Consider the following 18602-nt stretch of genomic DNA (forward strand, 5'->3'; position numbering starts at 1 on the left):
CGAACTGCCGCTCCGCGCGCTCTCGACCCCGCTGCGCGCGGAGCGGCACACCACTCTTCCCTTCTCCTCCCGGACCGTTCCCGGTCAGCCTCACAACCTACGGAGAGCCCCTGTGATACGCCCCCTGCGCGGCAGGCGCAGAGCAGTCGCGGCCACGCTCGCCGCCGCCCTGTGTGCGGCGCTCGCGCCCGCCGTACCCGCCGCGGCGGCCAAGCCACCCGCACCCCCGGCGGACGCGAAGCTCGCCGCTGAGCCGAGCCGCCACGATCTGACCCGGGAGCAGTTCTATTTCGTGCTGCCGGATCGTTTCGCCAATGGCGACCCGGCCAATGACCGGGGCGGACTGACCGGTTCACGCCTGGAGACCGGTTACGACCCAGAGGACAAGGGCTTCTACCAGGGCGGCGACCTCAAGGGGCTGACCCAGCGGCTCGACTACATCAAGGGCCTCGGCACCACCGCCATCTGGCTCGCGCCGATCTTCAAGAACCGGCCCGTGCAGGGCACGGGGAAGGACGCTTCTGCCGGTTACCACGGTTACTGGATCACCGACTTCACCCAGGTCGACCCGCACTTCGGCACCAACGCCGACCTCACCAGGCTGATCGGCAAGGCCCACGCCAAGGGCATGAAGGTCTTCTTCGACGTCATCACCAACCACACCGCCGACACCGTCGACTACGCCGAGAAGAAGTACGGCTACCGTCCCAAGGGCGCCTACCCCTATCTGGACGCGGACGGCCGCCCCTTCGACGACCGCGACCGGATCGCGACGGTGGACGCGGACTCCTTCCCGTACACCCCGGTCCAGGGGCCCGGCCGGATCCCCAAGGTCCCCGCCTGGCTCAACGACCCCACGATGTACCACAACCGGGGCGACTCGACCTGGGCGGGGGAGAGCGCCGAGTACGGCGACTTCGTCGGTCTCGACGACCTGTGGACCGAGCGTCCCGAGGTCGTGGACGGCATGAAGAAGATCTACGAGAAGTGGGTCCGCGACTTCGGCATCGACGGCTTCCGGATCGACACCGTCAAACATGTGGACCTGGACTTCTGGACCCAGTGGGCCACCGCACTCGACGCCTACGCCGCGAAGCGGGGCCGGGACGACTTCTTCATGTTCGGCGAGGTCTACTCCGCCGACACGGCCGTCACATCCCCGTACGTCACCCGGGGACGGCTGGACGCCACCCTTGACTTCCCCTTCCAGGACGCGGCTCGCGCCTACGCGTCCCAGGGCGCCGATGCCGGACGGCTCGCGCGGGTGCTCGCCGACGACTACCGGTACACCACCGACAAGGCCAACGCCTATGAGCAGGTGACCTTCCTCGGCAACCACGACATGGGCCGCGTCGGCACCTTCCTCAAGCAGGACAACCCCGGCGCGGACGACGCCGAGCTGCTGAAGCGTGCCCGGCTCGCCAATGAGCTGATGTTCCTCAGCCGGGGCAACCCGGTGATCTACTACGGCGACGAGCAGGGCTTCACCGGCGCCGGCGGCGACAAGGACGCCCGCCAGACCCTCTTCGCCTCGAAGACCGCCGACTACCTGGACGACGACCAGCTCGGCACCGACCGCACCCACTCTGACGACGCCTACGACCCCGCGCACCCGGTGTACCGCTCGATCGCCGCGCTCTCCAGGCTCACGCGCCAGCACCCGGCGCTGCGCGACGGAATCCAGCAGGAGCGGTATGCCTCAGGCGCCGAGAAGTCCGTGTACGCCTTCTCCCGTACGGACGCGAGGCAGCGCGTCGAGTACGTCGTCGCCACCAACAACGCCACGGCGGCGAAGAAGGTGACCCTGCCCGTGGACGCGACCGACTTCCGCGTGCTGTACGGCGGTTCCGGTGCCGTGCACGCCGAGGACGGGAAGATCACCGTCACCGTGCCCGCGCTTTCCTCGCTGGTGCTGCGCGCGACCAAGCCGCTCGCCGCACCCGCCGCCAAGCCGTCCCTGACGCTCAGGGCCCCGGCCACCGGAGCCACCGGCACCGTCGAGCTCACCGCCGATGTCCAGGGCGGGCAGCTCAACCGGGTGGTGTTCGCCGCCCAGGTCGGCAACGGCAAGTGGCGCACCCTCGGCACCGCCGACCACGCCCCGTACAAGGTCACCCAGCACCTCACCGCCCCCGCCGGCACACCCCTGCGCTACAAGGCGGTGGCCGTCGACAGCCTCGGCCGCACCACGAGCGCCCTCGCCTCCTCCACGGCGGGCCGGATCCCGCCGCCCGCGAAGCCGACGGCCGTCCAGCGCGACTACGCCGTCGTCCACTACAAGCGGACCGAGGGGGACTACGACGGCTGGCAGCTGAAGGCCGCCGGGACCACCGCCGCGTTCACCGGCCGGGACGCCTACGGTGCCTTCGCCTGGGTCAAGGTCCCCGAGGGCGCCGCCGGCATCCCGTACACCGTGGAGAAGGACGGCGCCACCGAAGGACCTCAGCGTGACATCAGCCTCGCCCGCACCGGCGAGGTCTGGATCACGCAGGGTCAGGACGGCCAGTCCGAGACGGCACCCGACGGCGCATACCCGCCGCAGGACACCAAGAAGGCCGTGCTGCACTACCAGCGGCCCGATGGGAGTGGGGGAGACTACGACGGCTGGGGCCTGCACACCTGGACCGGTGCCGCCGAACCCACCGACTGGTCCAAGCCGCTGATGCCGGTCCGCCAGGACGCGTACGGGGTGACCTTCGAGGTGCCGCTCGCCGATGGCGCCACCTCGCTCAGCTACATCCTCCACAAGGGCGACCAGAAGGACCTGCCGAGCGACCAGTCGCTGTCCTTCGCCGGCCATGGTCGCGAGGTGTGGCTGCTGGCCGGGCAGCAGGACTATCTGCTGCCGCAGACGGGCGGTGCGCTCCCACTCGACCTGACGAAGGCCGAGGCCCAGTTCATCGACCGGAACACCGTCGTCTGGAAGGTGAAGGCCACCGACGCCACCAGCCAGCAGCTCGTATACGCCCCGCAGGGCGGCATCGAGATCTCGGATGGCGCCCTGAGCGACGAGGGCCAGTGGCTCCGCCTCAGTCCCTCCTCTCTCACCGACGCCCAGAAGGCGAAGTACCCGCACCTCAAGGACTACCCGGCCTTCGTCGTGGACCCGCGCGACCGTGACCGGGTACGGGGCGCCCTGCGCGGCCAGCTCATCGCCACCCAGCGCAACGAAGCAGGCGCCCTGCTCGCCGCCACCGGGGTGCAGATCCCGGGCGTGCTCGACGATCTGTACGCGGGCAAGGCCGGGGAAGCCGCGCTCGGACCGGTGTTCCGCAAGGGCCGCCCGACCCTCTCCGTCTGGGCACCGACCGCTCGCGAGGTGGCGCTCGAACTCGACGGCAGGACCGTGCGGATGCGGCGCGACGACACCACCGGCGTCTGGTCCGTTTCCGGCCCGGCGAGCTGGCGCGGAAAGCCCTACCGCTACGCCGTGACCGTCTGGGCGCCCAGCGTGCGCAAGCTCGTCACCAACAAGGTCACCGACCCCTACTCGACGGCCCTCACCACCGACTCGGCCCGCAGCCTGGTCGTCGACCTCGCCGACCCCGAGCTCGCCCCCAAGGGCTGGGCCGCCCTGCGCAAGCCCGCCGCCGTGCCGCTGCGGAACGCTCAGATCCAGGAGCTGCACGTCCGCGACTTCTCGGTCGCCGACCGTACGGCGAAGCACCCCGGCGGCTATCTGGCCTTCACCGACCGTGCGTCGGCCGGTATGAAGCACCTGAAGCAGCTCGCCGACAGCGGTACCTCGTACGTCCATCTGCTGCCCGTCTTCGACATCGGCACCATCCCCGAGCGGAAGTCCGACCAGTCCACCCCGGACTGCGATCTCACGGCCCACGCCCCCGACTCCGAAGAGCAGCAGGCCTGCGTCACCGAGGCAGCCGCCAAGGACGCCTACAACTGGGGCTACGACCCGCTGCACTACACGGTGCCCGAGGGCTCGTACGCCTCCGACCCCGACGGCACCAGCCGCACGGTCGAGTTCCGGCAGATGGTGCAGGGCCTCAACGGGGCCGGACTGCGGACCGTCATGGACGTCGTCTACAACCACACCGTCGCCGGCGGCCAGGACGACAAGTCCGTACTGGACCGGATCGTCCCCGGCTACTACCAGCGGCTGCTCGCCGACGGCACCGTGGCCACCTCCACCTGCTGCGCCAACACCGCCCCCGAGAACGCCATGATGGGCAAGCTCGTCGTGGACTCGGTCGTCACCTGGGCCAGGGAGTACAAGGTCGACGGCTTCCGCTTCGACCTCATGGGCCACCACCCGAAGGCCAACATCCTCGCTGTCCGCAAGGCACTCGACGCCCTCACCGTGCAGAAGGACGGCGTGGACGGCAAGAGCATCGTCCTGTACGGGGAGGGCTGGAACTTCGGCGAGATCGCCGACGACGCCCGCTTCGTCCAGGCCACCCAGAAGAACATGGCAGGAACCGGGATCGCCACCTTCTCCGACCGGGCGCGCGACGCCGTGCGCGGCGGCGGGCCTTTCGACGAGGACCCGGGGATCCAGGGCTTCGCCTCCGGACTGTTCACCGAGCCGGGCGCCTCGAAGGCCAACGGCACCCCGGAGGAGCAGAAGTCCCGGCTGCTGCACTACCAGGACCTGATCAAGGTCGGGCTCTCGGGAAACCTGGCCTCGTACCGCTTCACCGACAGCAGCGGTGCGGAGGTCAACGGCTCCGAGGTCGACTACAACGGCTCCCCGGCCGGATACGCCACCGCACCCGGTGACGCACTCGCCTACGCCGACGCCCATGACAACGAGAGCCTGTACGACGCGCTCGCGTACAAACTCCCGCCGACGGTCACGGCGGCCGACCGGGCGCGGATGCAGGTGCTCGCCATGGCGACCGCCGCCCTCTCCCAGGGGCCGGCGCTCTCCCAGGCGGGCTCGGACCTGCTCCGCTCCAAGTCGCTGGACCGCAACTCCTACGACAGCGGGGACTGGTTCAACGCCGTCCACTGGGACTGCCGGGACGGCAACGGCTTCGGCCGGGGGCTGCCCCCCGCCGCCGACAACAAGCCCAAGTGGCCCTACGCCAAGCCGCTGCTGACCGGCGCCGCGCTGAAGCCGGGCTGCGACGAGATCGCCGGGGCCTCCGCCGCGTACCGTGACCTGCTGCGGATCCGGACCAGCGAGCCGGTGTTCGGGCTCGGCACGGCGGACGCGGTGCAGTCGGCGCTGTCCTTCCCGCTCTCGGGCGCGGAGGAGACACCGGGCGTGATCACCATGCGGCTCGGGAAGCTGACCGTGGTCTTCAACGCCACGCCGACGGCCCGGGACCAGCGGGTGGCGGCGCTCGCGGGCACGTCGTACGCCCTGCACCCGGTGCAGGCCACGGGCTCCGACGCCGCCGTGAAGTCGGCCTCGTACGCGCCCGACTCGGGGACCTTCACGGTGCCGGGGCGCACGGTCGCGGTCTTCACTCGCGGCTGACCCGTCAGGGCGGTGCGCCCGGGCCGGATTCGTACGCCTCGTACGGCCGGCTCAGGCGCGCTGCCCCGGCAGGCGCACCGCCGCGGGCACCAGCGCCGCCAACCGGCCGATCAGCTCACCGAAGGGGCCGTCGGCCGGTTCGTCGCCGAGCAGGCGACCCAGCACATCCGCCATGACCGGGTCGTACGCGGCGGGTACGGCGACCAGGGCCACGAAGTCGTGCACCAGCTGCCGTTCCAGCTCGGCCCGTGGAATCTCCCGCCCGTCGAGCCAGATCAGTGCCGTCGACTCCGCGAGCGACACCCAGGAACGGACGACCAGGCGCAGCCGGGGCGGTGGGTCGCTGACGCCGAGATGGGCCATGAGGTGGTCGTAGGCGGCCTGCCTGACCTCTTCGACCATGGCGTTGGTCCGGGTGGAGCCGACCGCGGGGCCGCCCCGCATCAGCGCTGAGAAGCCGGGGCCGTGCTCGTCCACGAACGCGAAGAACCTGCCCATCACCCGCAGCAGCCGTCCGCCGAGCGGCCCTTCGTGCCGCTCCACGATGCGGGCCGCCAGATCGTCGGCCGCCCGCCGCAGCGCCGCCTCGTACAGGCTCTGCTTGCCGGGGAAGTAGTGGTAGACGAGCGGGCGTGAGATCCCCGCCGCGGTGGCGATCTCGTCGATGGACACCTCGTCGGGGGAGCGGTGGCTGAACAGCTCCAGCGCCACCCCGATCAACTGCTGTTTGCGCTCTTCGACGCCCATCCTGCGGCGAACCCCGGTCGTCATGCGAACAGCCTATCGGCAGGTCGGCGCAGGTCGGCGTCAGTCGGGCGCCGGTCAGCACAGGTCGGCGAACGGCCGTCGCGGCACTGCGGGTAGGCTCCGGGGATATGACCGCATCTGACCAGGAAGCCCCGGTACCGGAGTCGGAGGCTCCGGGCGAGCTGGACGCACTCCCGGTGCACACGGGCATGACCCCCCGCCAGGCCCGGGTGGTGCGTATCGCCGTGGCGTCCGCGCTGCTGGTGACTCTGGCAGCCGTGCTCGTGGTGCGGCTCGCCAGCCGTACGTCCGTACTGGTGGTGGGGGTCTACGGACTGGCCATGATCCTGTGCGGAGTGGTCATCGAACTGAGCCGTCACGGCCGTACCCGGCTGGGTAGCTGGCTGCTGGGTGCGGGCTTGGTGGCGGCACTCGCGGCGGACTGGCTGCTGCTGCCCTGACCCGTGGCCCCGCCCGCTCCCCGGCCCGGACAGAGCCTCGGTGTTCCGTGCGGCACGTCACCCCGCGCCACCCCTCTTGCCCGGTGACACCAGCGGGACGAGCAGGCAGGATGGCTGGATGCGTACGGATCGACGTCGAAGCACCGCACCGATAGCCCTGGCCGCGCTCGCCCTGACCGCCGTCACTGCTCTCACGGGCTGTGGCCCGGATGACGAGAAAGCCGCTGACGTGCCCAAGACGGCGACGGGGTCTCTGGAAGAGCTGGCCGCCAAGGTCACGTGCAAGCCGAACGTCTCCACGGACGCCAAGGAACTCCGGCAGGCCAACTGCGCGACGAAGGACGGCAAGTATGTGCTGACCACCTTCGCGACCGACCGGGGCCAGCGCGAGTGGATCAACGAGGCCAACGACTACGGCGGCGCCTATCTCGTCGGCCGCAAGTGGGTGGTGAGCGGCGACGAGAAGGTGGTCACCGCGCTGCGCGACCGGCTCGGCGGGGATGTCGAGACCGGCGCCTCGCACGGCGGGCACACGGGCAGCGGCGACACCGGCGGCGAGCACTCGGGCAGTGAGCACTCCGGCATGGACCACTCCGGCAGTGAGCACTCCGGGCACAACTGAGACGCTCGTCGGAACGCCGAAAGGGCCCGCCGTGACCGGCGGGCCCTTTCTGGTGCTCGTGAGGGCTATCGGCACCTGCGAGCGGTGTTGATGCAGTTCACCACCTTGTTCATCAGGTTCTCGTCGAAGACGTTGATGAAGTCGCCGTGGTCCGTGACCGGCTTGTGCAGCTGCTCGGGGAACGAGTCGACCGCGAAGACGCTCGGGTTGTTCCCGTCGAAGACCGGCGGCGGCACGTCGTACACGATCCGCTGGACGAGCTGCGGAATGGCCTTGAAGCCGTTCTGGCAGCGGCCGTTCTGGTCGGCGAAGGCGACATGGGTGCGGTGGTTGGCGCTGTCGGTGTTCTGGCCGTCCCAGCAGCTCTGGAACTTGAACGACCGCACGACCTTGCTGCCCTCGGGGCAGACCGGGTACTTGTCCTTGAGCTGGCGGTTCTCGAAGCCCGTGCAGCTCCAGGAGGCGTTGGCGTTGGCGTTGCCGTTGACGAACGCCTTGGCGTCACCCGTGATGATCCGCAGGAACTTCGGCATCGCGGTGACCTTGCCGACCGGGCTGCCGACGAAGTTCAGGGTCACCTGGGACGGTGTCTGGATCTCGCCGACGTTCTTGTCCTTGCCGCCGCCGTCCGCCTGGACGTCGTTCTCGTCCTGGCCGTTCTGCACACGCAGCACCGGCCAGTAGTAGGTCGACTTGTCGCCCTGGTTGCGGCAGGTCGTCTGCCCGTTGGCGAGGTCGTCGTCGCTGGCGAAGGCGTCATTGGCCTGGTTGCCCACATAGTCGTGCATGTGGTGGGCGCCGTTGCTCACACCGGGCGCCACGATGACGTTGTCCGGGTTGAACTTGCCGTTCTCGTTCTGGCCGCAGCTGGTGGTGAAGGTGCCGCGGGACGCGTTGCGGAGCTTGCGGGGGCTCTGCACGTTCGGCTGGACGGTGGTGATGTCCACGAAGTCGCCGGCCTCGGGGCCGTTGCCGGCCTGACCGGCTCCACCCTGGTCCTGGCCGCCGTCGTCCTGGCCGCCGTTGTTCTGACCGCCATCGCCGCCGTTGTCCTGGCCGCCGTCACCCTGACCCTGGTTGTCAGCCTGGTCCTGGCCACCGCCGTTCTGGTCCTGGCCGCCGTTGTTGTTGTCATCGCCGCGCAGTTCGCACGATGCCATCGACTGAAGCCCTTGGGGCTTCTGTGCGGTCCGCTGCTGGTTGAGCAGGGCGATGATCCGCTGGATGATCACCAGGCGTTCGTTCTGCAGCGGCGTCAGGATCTGCTGCTGGCCGTAGGTGCGGTCGCTCTGCACCCGCTGCTTGTTCTCGGCGAATCTCTGGTAGGCCCTGGTGATCTGGGAATCCAGTGTGGCGAGTTGGCGGTCAACCGATCCGCGTACCTGTTGAGGTACTTCGGGGATCTCGTTTCCGACGTCGGGACAGTCGATGGTGGACACCGACTGCCATCCGTTCGTGGACTGGAGCGGACGCTGGCCGGTCCAGCCCTCCCCTGCGGAAGCGTAGTAATTGGCCGCTACCAACCCACCCCCGCCCAGAATGAGGGCAGCCGAGGCAGCGATCGCCCGGTTTGCCAGCGTTGAGCGTTTGCGTGATGTGCGTCCCATGGAACTCCAATCCCGGGAGGGGTAGCGCGTCGTTCCATACGGGCGGCATCGGGACACCGTTCAGCGGGATGGGTAATTCGTAGGTTTCTCTGTGCGCAAACCGGGTGGAAATCGTAGAGACCTCGCGGGTCGGGGATGGATCAGGAGCGGAATCCGGCCAGTAGCGCCGCGTCCTGCTCGGGCGTCAGACCCGCGGGGCTGCGCACCGCACGCAGCGGCATCATCCCGTCCAGGGAGCGCAGCCAGGTCCAGGTGTCCGCCACCGTCTCCGCGACCGGGCGGCAGCGCAGACCCGCGGCCAGAGCCTTGGACACATCCGCCTGGTGCATCGCGTCGTGCAGCTCGCCACGCGGGAGCCAGATCGGCAGATCCGTCCAGGGGGCGACCCCCGCGCCGGTGATCGTCTCCTCGTCGAGCCAGCACAGTCGTGCGTCCGCTCCGGTGACCCGGACGCACTCCTCCAGCAGCTCGCCCATGGTCGTGTGCCCCGGCGCGCTCACCACGTTGTAGGCGCCCGACAGCCTCCGGTCAGGGGCGTCGAGCACCCACTCCGCCAGATCGCGTGCGTCGATGTACTGCAACGGGATGTCGCGCGGGCCCGGCGCGGGGACCGGGCCACCGCGGGCCACCCGGTTCAGCCACCACGGCAGCCGTCCCACGTTCTCCCAGGGGCCGATGATCAGGCCCGCCCGCGCCAGCAGGGAACGCTCCTCGCCGAAAGCCTCCACCGTGGCCAGCTCACCGCCCCGCTTGTCCCGGGCGTAGTCGGTGGCCTCCGCGTCGGCCGCGGCGCCGTCCACCATGGGGCCGTCCTCGTCGGTGCCCGCCGGCAGCGGCCATGCGTAGACGGAGCGACTGGACACATAGGCGTAGCGCCCCGCCCGGTCGGCGAGCAGCCGTGCCGCCTCCCGTACGGCCCGGGGTGCGGACGACCAGGTGTCCACCACCAGATCCCAGTCGCCGGCCGCCGCGGCCTCCTCCTCGATCGCCTTCAGTCCGCCCGGCGCCTCCCGGTCGCCGTGCAGCACGGTCACCCCGTCGGGGGCCGGATGCCGCCCCCGGTGGAAGACCGTCACCTCGCACTCGCGTGCCAGCGCCGCCTCCACGACCGCCCGGCCCACGAACTCCGTCCCACCCAGCACCAGAAGTCTCATGATCATGACTCTGCCGCCCCCGGGGCGCGGGCGGCGACTCATTCCGCTCGCAGGGGAACGATTCCGCTGCCAGGAAAACCGGGGGAAGCAGAGGAACCAGGGGGGCGCAGGAGCCGCGGGAGGCCCTCACAACAGACTCATCGGGACCCTGGGCTGCCGTTACCGGCGGACAGGATGGCACCATGTCCGGGCCATGACGGATACCCGGTCGCCGATGCGCGCCCTCCGAGCCGCACTTTTCGCGGCGGTGTGCTCGGCTTTGACGGCTATAGGGCATTCGTCCCTGTCTGGGCATGATCTACCTGCCGCCGTGCTGCTCTGTGCGTTCTCGGTCAGCGGGGGAGCGGCATGGCTCGCAAGCACGCGCCGAAGGGGCGCGTTCTCCATCGGCGCGGGGCTCCTGACCGTTCAGGGCACGCTGCACCTGCTGTTCGCCGGGGCCGACACCTACGGTGTGCCGGCACACGGCGGCGGCCGTACGCACCTGATGGGGACCGATTCCATGGGTTCCGAGGCCATGGCACTCGAAACCATGGCGGGGGCCCCGAGCGGTCCCACCGCCCTGGCGCCGATGGCCGGCGCCCCCTCCGTCGGCATGGTCGCCGCCCATGTCATCGGCGCCCTGGTGTGCGCACTGTGGCTCGCCCGGGGTGAAGCGGCCTTCTTCCGGCTCGCCCGCACGATCGGCTGCCTCGCCTTCGCGCCCCTGCGCCGGGTGCTCGCCGTCGTCCGCGTACCGGAGCTGCCGGGGCGGCCCGTAGCGCCCCGCACCCGCGCCGCTCGGCGCCTCGAAGGCGTCGTCCTCGCATACGCGCTGTCGCGCCGCGGCCCGCCGCGGCCCTTCGTCCCCCGCGCCACGGCCCCCGGAGCGTACGTCTGACCCGGGGACCGCAACTCCCCATGTCAACGTGCACAACTTCGAGGACTGTCATGGCTATTGACGACTCCGTAAGACCAGAAGAGCCGGCCGCCGGCTCACCGGACGCCGCCACCGCGGCCACCACCCCCGCCCCCCGCTCCTCCACGTGGAGCGCGCTGCGCCCGCTGGTGCTGCGTATCCACTTCTACGCGGGCGTGCTCGTCGCCCCCCTGCTCTTCATCGCCGCGACCACGGGACTGCTGTACGCGCTCTCGTTGCCGGCCGAGAAGGTGCTCTACAGCCATGAGCTGACCACCGACGCCGGCACCAGTGCCATCCCGCTCGACACCCAGGTCACCGCCGCCCGCGAGGCCCACCCCCAGGGCACCGTCACCGCGGTGTGGCCGTCCCCGGAGGAGGGCGCGACCACCAGGGTGCTCATGCAGAGCCCCGAGGTCGCCGAGGGCAAGGAACTCACCGTCTTCGTCGACCCCTACACCGGAAAGGTGCGCGGCGAGCTGGAGACCTCCGGTGACGCGCTGCCGATACGCACCTGGCTGTCGGGCCTCCACTCCAACCTCCAGCTCGGTGAGTCGGGCCGGATCTACAGCGAGATGGCCGCGAGCTGGATGTGGGTCGTCGCCCTCGGCGGCCTGCTGCTGTGGCTCGGCCGCAAGCGGGCGAGCCGCAAGGCGCTGATCGTGCCCGACCGTTCCGCCACCGGCCGTCGCAGGACGCTCTCCTGGCACGGCTCCGTCGGCCTGTGGGCCGTGGTCGGTCTGCTCGTGCTCTCCGCCACCGGTCTGACCTGGTCGACCTACGCCGGCGCCAACATCGACAAGATCCAGACCCAGCTCGGCGGAGCCACCCCGGCGGTCGCCGCGGCACTCGACGGCCAGGACTCCGGCGGCTCCCACCAGGGCCACGGGACCGGCCACGGCACCACCCCGCAGCAGGCCACCGGCCCGGACGTCGGCCTGGACAAGGTGGTCGAGGCGGCGCGGGCCGAAGGAGTCGAGGAGCAGATCCAGATCACCCTGCCCAGCGAGGGCCAGGGGTACGTGGTCAAGGAGCGCGACCGGGAGTTCCCGGTCCACCTCGACTCCGTGGCCGTCGACCCGGCCGACGGACGAGTGATGGACACCCTGCCGTTCGAGGACTACCCGTTGCTCGCCAAGCTGACCCGATTCGGCATCGACGTCCACATGGGCTACACCTTCGGCCTGGTCAACCAGCTCGTCCTGGCCGCGCTCGCCGTCGCGCTGATGTTCCTTGTGGTCTGGGGCTACCGCATGTGGTGGCTGCGCAGGCCCACGAAGGAACGCAAGCTCAGCACCGGCCGCCCGATGCCGCGCGGCGCCTGGCGCAAGGTGCCCGTGACCATGCTGCTGCCGCTGGCCGCGGTGACGGCGCTGGTCGGGTGGTTCGTGCCGCTGCTCGGCTTCAGCCTGCTGGTGTTCCTGGTGATCGACATCGCTCTGGGCTTCGTGGCCCGCAGAAGGGCCGGCGCGCAGGCGTAGACCCGGCAATGACCGGCACAGACCCGAGGTCCGGTACCGGACCTCGGGTCTCACGGGTCTTGGGGGCCCTACGCCCCCTGCTCAGGGTTCAGGGGGCGTACTTGTAGCCGACCCGTCGCACGGTCTGGATGGTGTGGCGGTGTTCCGCGCCCAGCTTGCGGCGCAGCCGGGCCACATGGACGTCAACGGTCCGGCCGTCGCCCACATGACCGTAGCCCCAGACGGTCTCCACCAGCTGGTCGCGCGTGTGCACCCGGTGCGGATGCGCGACCAGATGGGCCAGCAGCTCGAACTCCAGATAGGTGAGCTCGAGCACCTGACCGTCGATCGCGACGGTCCGCCGGGCGGAGTCGATCCGTACCGGTCCTTCGCCCTGGCCCTGCTCCTTCCGGATCTGGTGTTCGTGACGGCCGTGGTCCTCGTGCTCCGCGACCGCCACGGGCGCAGCGGGCAAGGGGGACGGCGGCGGCTGCTGGTCGGCCGGTACGAGCACCAGATAGCCGACCATCGGTGGGCGGCCCGGCAGGGTGGGCAGGGTGTGCGGTGGTGCGGGCAGCCAGGTGGCGCCCGGTGGAAGGAAGTCCGCGACATGCACGGCCTCGTCCGGACCGACGGCTCGGAGCCGGTGCCGACCGGTCGTGACAGCAGTGTTCGCCATGAGAGGTCAACTCTTTCGCGCAGAGGAATCGTGGGGTACGTACGACGTGCGCGTCGGCCGAAGGCGCCTGGACCAGGAGGTCCGACGGGGCTTTAGAGGGCCGAAGCGTTCCTCGCGCGGCAACACACACGGTCGAAGTCGTGGTGCTGGCGGGACGGCCAGAACGGCTCGAGGTCGCTGTCGCCGCGGCCTTTCGCGATGTCCCGGGTATTGGCCATGCTCTCATTCAAGCAGACAGCGGGCGGCGGCAGCAGACGCTTCTCACTGGGTGGACACCCGAATGGACACCCGGTCGGACGCCCAAGTGGCGTGCCACCAGCGGGTGCTGGCGCAAAGCCCTACCCCACCAGCCGCTTGCGCCAGTCCAGTGCTGTCACTGTGATCGTCTGGCCGGGGTCGCCGTCCCAGTCCACCGACAGACCCACATCGGTGAGTGCCGCCACGACCTCTACGCCAATGGCGGCAGTGGTCTCCGGCGAGCCGTCGAAGCCCCCGTACAGGAGGTTCAGTCCGGCTCCCGCGGCCACCGAGTCCGTGCACTGCGTATGGAAGTAGACGAAACCCCGCGCGTCCGGCGAACCGGCGTCACCTATCTCGGACTGACCGCAGTTGCGGCAGCAGGTGAAGTGCTCCCGGGCCGTGATGCCGCCTGCCTCCAGTGCCGCGAACGCACGGCTGATCCGCTCGGGGTCGGTCTCGTCCTCTCCCCAGCCGGACTGCTCGGCCACCCGCTCGAGCCACAGCGTGTCCACCAACTGCCGGGCCTGCTGGGGCGACACCGGGTGGTTGTCTCCGTCGACCAGATAGTCCTCGGCGATCTCGGCCAGCTGGGCCCGGGTCCCGTAACCGCCTATGAGCAGTTCACGCACACGCTGCTCCAGCAGATCGCGGTCCTCTTGACCCAGGTCCAGCGGTGGCACGGGCTCCGGTGCCGGCATGTCCAGCGGCTCCCAGCTCATCCCGGCGTCCCAGCCGTCCTGGTGCCGCGCCCAGCCCAGCATGGCCCCCGCCACCGTCTCCGGTGCCTCGACCAGTACCCGGAAATGCCGGTCGTGGCCGCCGTCGCGGTGCTCGAGCAGGTAGTCCCCGCCGGTCTCGTGCCATACCTGGACGTAGACATCGGGCAGGTCCGGTATGCGCTGGAGGACAAGGAAGTTGTCGCCCCTGGCGCCGATCCGGCGCACCAGCTCGGCGAGCTGCTGCGCCGTCGGACGGACCTGTCGCCGCTGGTCCTCGGTCTGCACGGTGATCTCAAGCATGCGCACCACCATGGCAGGTCCCACTGACAGCGAAGGTGCCGCCCACCGGAATCCGGCGGGCGGCACCTTCACCACGGAGGGGACGATCAGACCTGGCCGGCCTTCTCCAGGGCGGAGCAGCAGGTGTCCACCAGCAGCCGGGTCACCACGTACGGGTCGACGTTGGCGTTCGGACGGCGGTCCTCGATGTAGCCCTTGCCGTCCTTCTCCACCTGCCACGGGATACGGACCGAGGCGCCGCGGTCCGAGACGCCGTAGCTGTACTCGTTCCACGGGGCGGTCTCGTGCAGACCGGTCAGACGGTCGTCGATCCCGGCGCCGTAGTTCTTGACGTGGTCCATCGGCTTGGAGCCCTCGCCCAGCGACTCGCACGCGGTGATGATCGCGTCGTAACCCTCGCGCATGGCCTTGGTCGAGAAGTTGGTGTGCGCACCGGCGCCGTTCCAGTCGCCCTTCACCGGCTTCGGGTCGAGCGTCGCGGCGACGCCGAAGTCCTCGGCGGTGCGGTAGAGCAGCCAGCGGGCGACCCACAGCTGGTCGGAGACCTCCAGCGGCGCCAGCGGGCCGACCTGGAACTCCCACTGACCGGGCATGACCTCGGCGTTGATTCCGGAGATGCCGAGACCGGCCTTGAGGCAGTTCTCCAGGTGGGCCTCGACCACGTCACGGCCGTAGATCTCGTCGACGCCGACACCGCAGTAGTAGCCGCCCTGCGGGGCCGGGAAGCCGCCGGCCGGGAAGCCGAGCGGACGGTCGCCCTCGAAGAAGGTGTACTCCTGCTCGATGCCGAAGATCGGCTCCTGGTTCGTGAAACGCTCGGCGACCTCCACGAGCTCGGCCCGGGTGTTGGAGGCGTGCGGGGTCATGTCCGTGTTCAGGACCTCGCAGAGCACCAGGATGTGGTCGCCGCCGCGGATCGGGTCCGGGCAGGTGAACACGGGCTTCAGCACGCGGTCGGAGGCGTGGCCCTCGGCCTGGTTGGTGCTGGATCCGTCGAAGCCCCAGATGGGCAGCTCGTCGACACCGGCGACGGTGCTGGTCAGTATCTTCGTCTTGGAACGGAGCTTCGCGGTCGGCTCGGTGCCGTCGATCCAGATGTACTCAGCCTTGATGAACGTCACGGGGGCCTCATCCTTTGCGCGGTGCTGCGGGGTATGAGGCGCAGCTTGGCAACACGGGATTTCCCGTCCATTGCCCGATTGTGAACCCCGTGTTACTCAGGTTTCCCGTCCAGCCGTACCGGCCCGGGATACGACGGCGCCGGACCCCGGCGCCGTCGTATACATCGGATGAGCTACGCCCGGATCAGCCGACGCGCTCGATGCGTGCCTTGCGGATCAGGAACTTGCCGGGCTCGCGGACCTGCTCGAAGGCCGCGTTGTTGAGCAGGGCGCAGCTTCCGGAGGCAGAGGTCACCTCGACGGTGGTGGACTTGTTGTTGTCGAGGTTGGTCACCTTGAGCTTGGTGCCGACCGGGAAGGTGCCGCTGGAGGCCGCGGGGGCGCCGGCCTCACCGGAGAGGGTCACGGTCGAGCCCTGGCAGACGACCTCGCCGACCGCACCGCCGCCCTGGTTACCGGCGTCGCCTGCGGCCGGAGGCTGGCTCCCCTGGTTCCCGGCGCCCTGATCGCCGTCGGCCTGGCCCCCGCCGACGCGCTCGATGCGCACCTGCCGGATCACGTTCTTGCCCGGTTCGCGGACCTGCTCGAAGGCCGCGGCGTTCAGCAGGGCGCAGCTTCCGGAGGTCGAGGTGACCTCCACGGTGGTGGTCTTGTTGTTGGCCAGGTTGGTGACCTTGATCTTCGTGCCGACCGGAAGCTCGCCGCTGGAGGCCGCGGGAGCGCCGCCGTCGTTGGAGAAGGTGAGGTTCTGCCCGGCGCAGAGGACCTCGCCGGCCGCGCCGCCGCTCCCCGCCTGCCCCTGCCCCTGACCTTGGCCCTGACCGGCCGGGGGCTGGGCCGGAGCCGCTGCCTGGCCCGAGCCGCCGGAGCCTTCCGCGCATCCCGCGGCCTTCTGCTGGACCTTGATCTGCTTGATCACCGCTTCGCGGTTGGCGATCCGTGCCCCCGACTGGGCGTCGGGGTTGGTTCGTTGGCCGGCGATGAAGTTCTCGTTGTTGCGGACGGCCTGAGCGAGTCCGTCACAGGCCGCGGAGGCGTTGTTCGTTCCCGCGTTGCTTGTGCCGGTCATGACAATCGCGGTGCCGCCGATCAGCGCCGCGGCGCTGACGAGCAGGGTGATCTTCTTCTTGCCGCTGAGGGTCTTCTTGCGCGACACGTAAGTGCTCCTGTCCCCGGCCGTGGACGGCGGCCGGATCTGATTCCGTGTTGCCGCTACGTACGGGTAGGCCACGCGGCCCTGCTCAACGAATCAGACGTAACTTCCTTAACTGGGACTTAAGTTTTCGCAGGCAGTGAGGGCGAGGGTGATGGATCATGACCGGATGAACTCAGAAACGATCACCGCGGACGCGTCGGGCAGCTGGATGCTCGGAGACCTCAAGGTCAACAGAATCGGCTTCGGCGCGATGCGCCTGCCGCAGCGGGGGAAGGCGCTGATACCCGACGCCGTTCCCGGCGACCGCGACCAGGCGATCGCGGTGCTGCGCCGCGCGGTGGAGCTCGGCGTCAACCACATCGACACCGCCGCGTTCTACTTCTCGCCGCTGCGTTCCGCCAACGAACTGATCAACCGGGCCCTGGCCCCCTACGCGGACGACCTCGTCATCGCCACCAAGGTGGGCCCGCACCGGGACATGTGCGGGGAGTGGACCGCGCACGCCCGGACGGCGCAGGAACTGCGCGGACAGGTCGAGGAAAACCTGCGCCAGCTCGGGCGTGACCACCTCGACCTCGTCAACCTGCGGATCGTCGGTGCGGACTCGATCGCCGAACGATTCGGCGCGCTCGCCGAGATGCGCGAGGCCGGGCTCATCCGTCAGCTCGGCGTGTCCAACGTCAACCCCGATCAGCTCGCCGAGGCGCAGGCGATCGCACCCGTCGTCTGTGTGCAGAACGCCTATGGCATCGGCCTGCGGCCCGAGCGGGACGCGTTCGTCCGCAGCTGCGGTGAGCAGGGTGTGGCGTTTGTGCCGTTCTACTCCGTCGCCGGTTCCGGAGGGCAGGCGGGGGTGACCTCACCCGAGCACGACGCGGTGCAGGCCGTGGCACGTGCCCACGGAGTCGGTGCGGCACAGGTCCGGCTGGCATGGACCCTCCACCGAGGCCCGCACATGCTGGCCATTCCCGGCACCGGCAACCCGGAGCACCTGGAGGCGAACATCGCCACCGGAACCCTGCGCCTCAGCGAGGAGGACCTCGCCTCCCTGGAAGTCGCGCACCGCGCCGCGGCGTAAGCGGCCCGGGAGGAGCCCCGGGTCGGCGGACACTCCGGTCAGCGGCGCCTCATCGCGCCCCGTACCGCCTCATCCGTACGCCCCACCACGGCCGTACCGTCGTCGGCCGTGATGATCGGACGCTGGATCAGCTTGGGGTGCTCGGCGAGCGCCGCGATCCACCGGTCGCGTGAGGACTCCTCGCGCGGCCACTCCTGGAGACCGATCTCCTTCGCGATCGCCTCCTGGGTGCGGGTGATGTCCCAGGGCTCAAGACCGAGCCGGTCGAGCACCGCGCGGATCTCATCAGGGGACGGCACGTCCTCCAGGTAGCGGCGCACCGTGTAGGAGGCGCCCTCCTCGTCCAGCAGATGAAGTGCACTGCGGCACTTGGAACACGCGGGGTTGATCCAGATCTCCATCCCGCCACGGTACTCCCCGCAGTCCGTTAAACCCCCTCTGGCCAGGGGCGATTGTCAGTGCCCGGCGGTAAAATCGAACTAGTTCGTGAGGGTCCCACCACATGCCAGGAGGTCGCCGATGGCCGTTGCCGCAATCACGACGCCGCCGAAGCAGAAGTCCCGTCCAAAGCTGAAGAAGCAGCCGCTGCCGGCCGGGCAGCCGCGTGAGTGGTACGAGTCCCACAACCGCCGGCTGAAGGCCATGCGCCTCGCGATCGCCCTGCTCGACACGGGCGTCTACCACCCGGCGAAGGCGAGCAACCGGCGGATACGCAGCACCGCCGAGCGCATCGGCATCCATCCGCCGTCCAACACCACATGCCGCATGGTGCGGTCGTTGATCTACTCCGGCGACTGACACCTACGTGCAGGCGTCGCGGCCCGGGGCTCTCCGCCCCGGGCCGCACGTCACCCCGTACCTGTGAGTGCGGCGTGTCACAGACTACTCACCACGCGCTGTGGGAACGTCAACTCTGC

Annotated in this window: 15 protein-coding genes; 7 read left to right on the forward strand and 8 right to left on the reverse strand. The window is 69.9% G+C overall.

The annotated features are described in order from the left end of the window. Positions 1 to 112: 112 nt before the first annotated feature. Positions 113 to 5443, forward strand: coding sequence for a pullulanase-type alpha-1,6-glucosidase (pulA, locus tag ACFV6V_RS04595; RefSeq protein WP_385559015.1), 5331 nt, complete (start codon positions 113 to 115; stop codon positions 5441 to 5443). A gap of 51 nt (positions 5444 to 5494) precedes the next feature. On the opposite strand, the gene ACFV6V_RS04600 is transcribed toward pulA, so the two are convergent. Continuing rightward, on the reverse strand, positions 5495 to 6214 hold the full coding sequence (locus ACFV6V_RS04600) for a TetR/AcrR family transcriptional regulator (RefSeq protein WP_385559018.1): 720 nt from the start codon (positions 6212 to 6214) through the stop codon (positions 5495 to 5497). Between the two features lie 104 nt (positions 6215 to 6318). Here ACFV6V_RS04600 and ACFV6V_RS04605 point away from each other — a divergent pair, with 104 nt between their 5' ends. Then, the gene (locus tag ACFV6V_RS04605) at positions 6319 to 6651 is read left to right on the forward strand and encodes a hypothetical protein (protein WP_385559021.1); all 333 of its coding nucleotides are present in this window, start codon (positions 6319 to 6321) and stop codon (positions 6649 to 6651) included. Between the two features lie 118 nt (positions 6652 to 6769). Beyond that, entirely contained in the window at positions 6770 to 7273 is a 504-nt protein-coding gene (locus ACFV6V_RS04610) for a hypothetical protein (RefSeq protein WP_385559024.1), read from the forward strand. Between the two features lie 65 nt (positions 7274 to 7338). On the opposite strand, the gene ACFV6V_RS04615 is transcribed toward ACFV6V_RS04610, so the two are convergent. After that, positions 7339 to 8880 (reverse strand): DUF1996 domain-containing protein, encoded by a 1542-nt coding sequence (locus ACFV6V_RS04615; protein ID WP_385559026.1) that lies wholly within the window; start codon positions 8878 to 8880, stop codon positions 7339 to 7341. Positions 8881 to 9020: 140 nt separating this feature from the next. Further along, positions 9021 to 10034: an NAD-dependent epimerase/dehydratase family protein gene (locus tag ACFV6V_RS04620; protein ID WP_385559028.1), complete on the reverse strand. Its 1014-nt coding sequence runs from the start codon at positions 10032 to 10034 to the stop codon at positions 9021 to 9023. A gap of 310 nt (positions 10035 to 10344) precedes the next feature. Between ACFV6V_RS04620 and ACFV6V_RS04625 the strand changes: the two genes are divergently transcribed. After that, complete coding sequence (locus ACFV6V_RS04625; protein ID WP_385559031.1) at positions 10345 to 10914, forward strand: hypothetical protein; 570 nt, start codon at positions 10345 to 10347, stop codon at positions 10912 to 10914. Positions 10915 to 10964: 50 nt separating this feature from the next. Then, a complete protein-coding gene (locus tag ACFV6V_RS04630; RefSeq protein ID WP_385559034.1) occupies positions 10965 to 12413 on the forward strand; it encodes a PepSY-associated TM helix domain-containing protein in 1449 nt (482 codons plus the stop codon). Positions 12414 to 12501: 88 nt separating this feature from the next. On the opposite strand, the gene ACFV6V_RS04635 is transcribed toward ACFV6V_RS04630, so the two are convergent. From ACFV6V_RS04635 to ACFV6V_RS04650, 4 genes are all read right to left on the reverse strand, one after another. Further along, entirely contained in the window at positions 12502 to 13071 is a 570-nt protein-coding gene (locus tag ACFV6V_RS04635) for a winged helix-turn-helix domain-containing protein (protein ID WP_385559037.1), read from the reverse strand. Positions 13072 to 13409: 338 nt separating this feature from the next. After that, positions 13410 to 14330 (reverse strand): DUF6891 domain-containing protein, encoded by a 921-nt coding sequence (locus ACFV6V_RS04640; RefSeq protein ID WP_385559040.1) that lies wholly within the window; start codon positions 14328 to 14330, stop codon positions 13410 to 13412. Between the two features lie 86 nt (positions 14331 to 14416). Continuing rightward, positions 14417 to 15451 carry a glutamine synthetase gene (glnII, locus tag ACFV6V_RS04645; RefSeq protein WP_385559043.1) on the reverse strand — a complete coding sequence of 345 codons (1035 nt, stop codon included), beginning with the start codon at positions 15449 to 15451 and terminating at the stop codon, positions 14417 to 14419. A 184-nt stretch (positions 15452 to 15635) separates the two neighbouring features. After that, positions 15636 to 16607, reverse strand: a complete 972-nt coding sequence (locus ACFV6V_RS04650) for a hypothetical protein (RefSeq protein ID WP_385559046.1) — start codon at positions 16605 to 16607, stop codon at positions 15636 to 15638. Between the two features lie 166 nt (positions 16608 to 16773). Between ACFV6V_RS04650 and ACFV6V_RS04655 the strand changes: the two genes are divergently transcribed. Beyond that, the gene (locus tag ACFV6V_RS04655; protein ID WP_385559049.1) at positions 16774 to 17685 is read left to right on the forward strand and encodes an aldo/keto reductase; all 912 of its coding nucleotides are present in this window, start codon (positions 16774 to 16776) and stop codon (positions 17683 to 17685) included. A gap of 38 nt (positions 17686 to 17723) precedes the next feature. Here the strand turns inward: ACFV6V_RS04655 and ACFV6V_RS04660 are convergent, their stop codons facing one another. Further along, entirely contained in the window at positions 17724 to 18086 is a 363-nt protein-coding gene (locus ACFV6V_RS04660) for an arsenate reductase family protein (RefSeq protein ID WP_385559052.1), read from the reverse strand. A gap of 118 nt (positions 18087 to 18204) precedes the next feature. Here ACFV6V_RS04660 and ACFV6V_RS04665 point away from each other — a divergent pair, with 118 nt between their 5' ends. Beyond that, a complete protein-coding gene (locus ACFV6V_RS04665) occupies positions 18205 to 18483 on the forward strand; it encodes a hypothetical protein (RefSeq protein ID WP_385559055.1) in 279 nt (92 codons plus the stop codon). Positions 18484 to 18602 lie beyond the last annotated feature (119 nt).

The organism is Streptomyces sp. NPDC059828 (assembly GCF_042731955.1).
GTDB lineage: Bacteria > Actinomycetota > Actinomycetes > Streptomycetales > Streptomycetaceae > Streptomyces.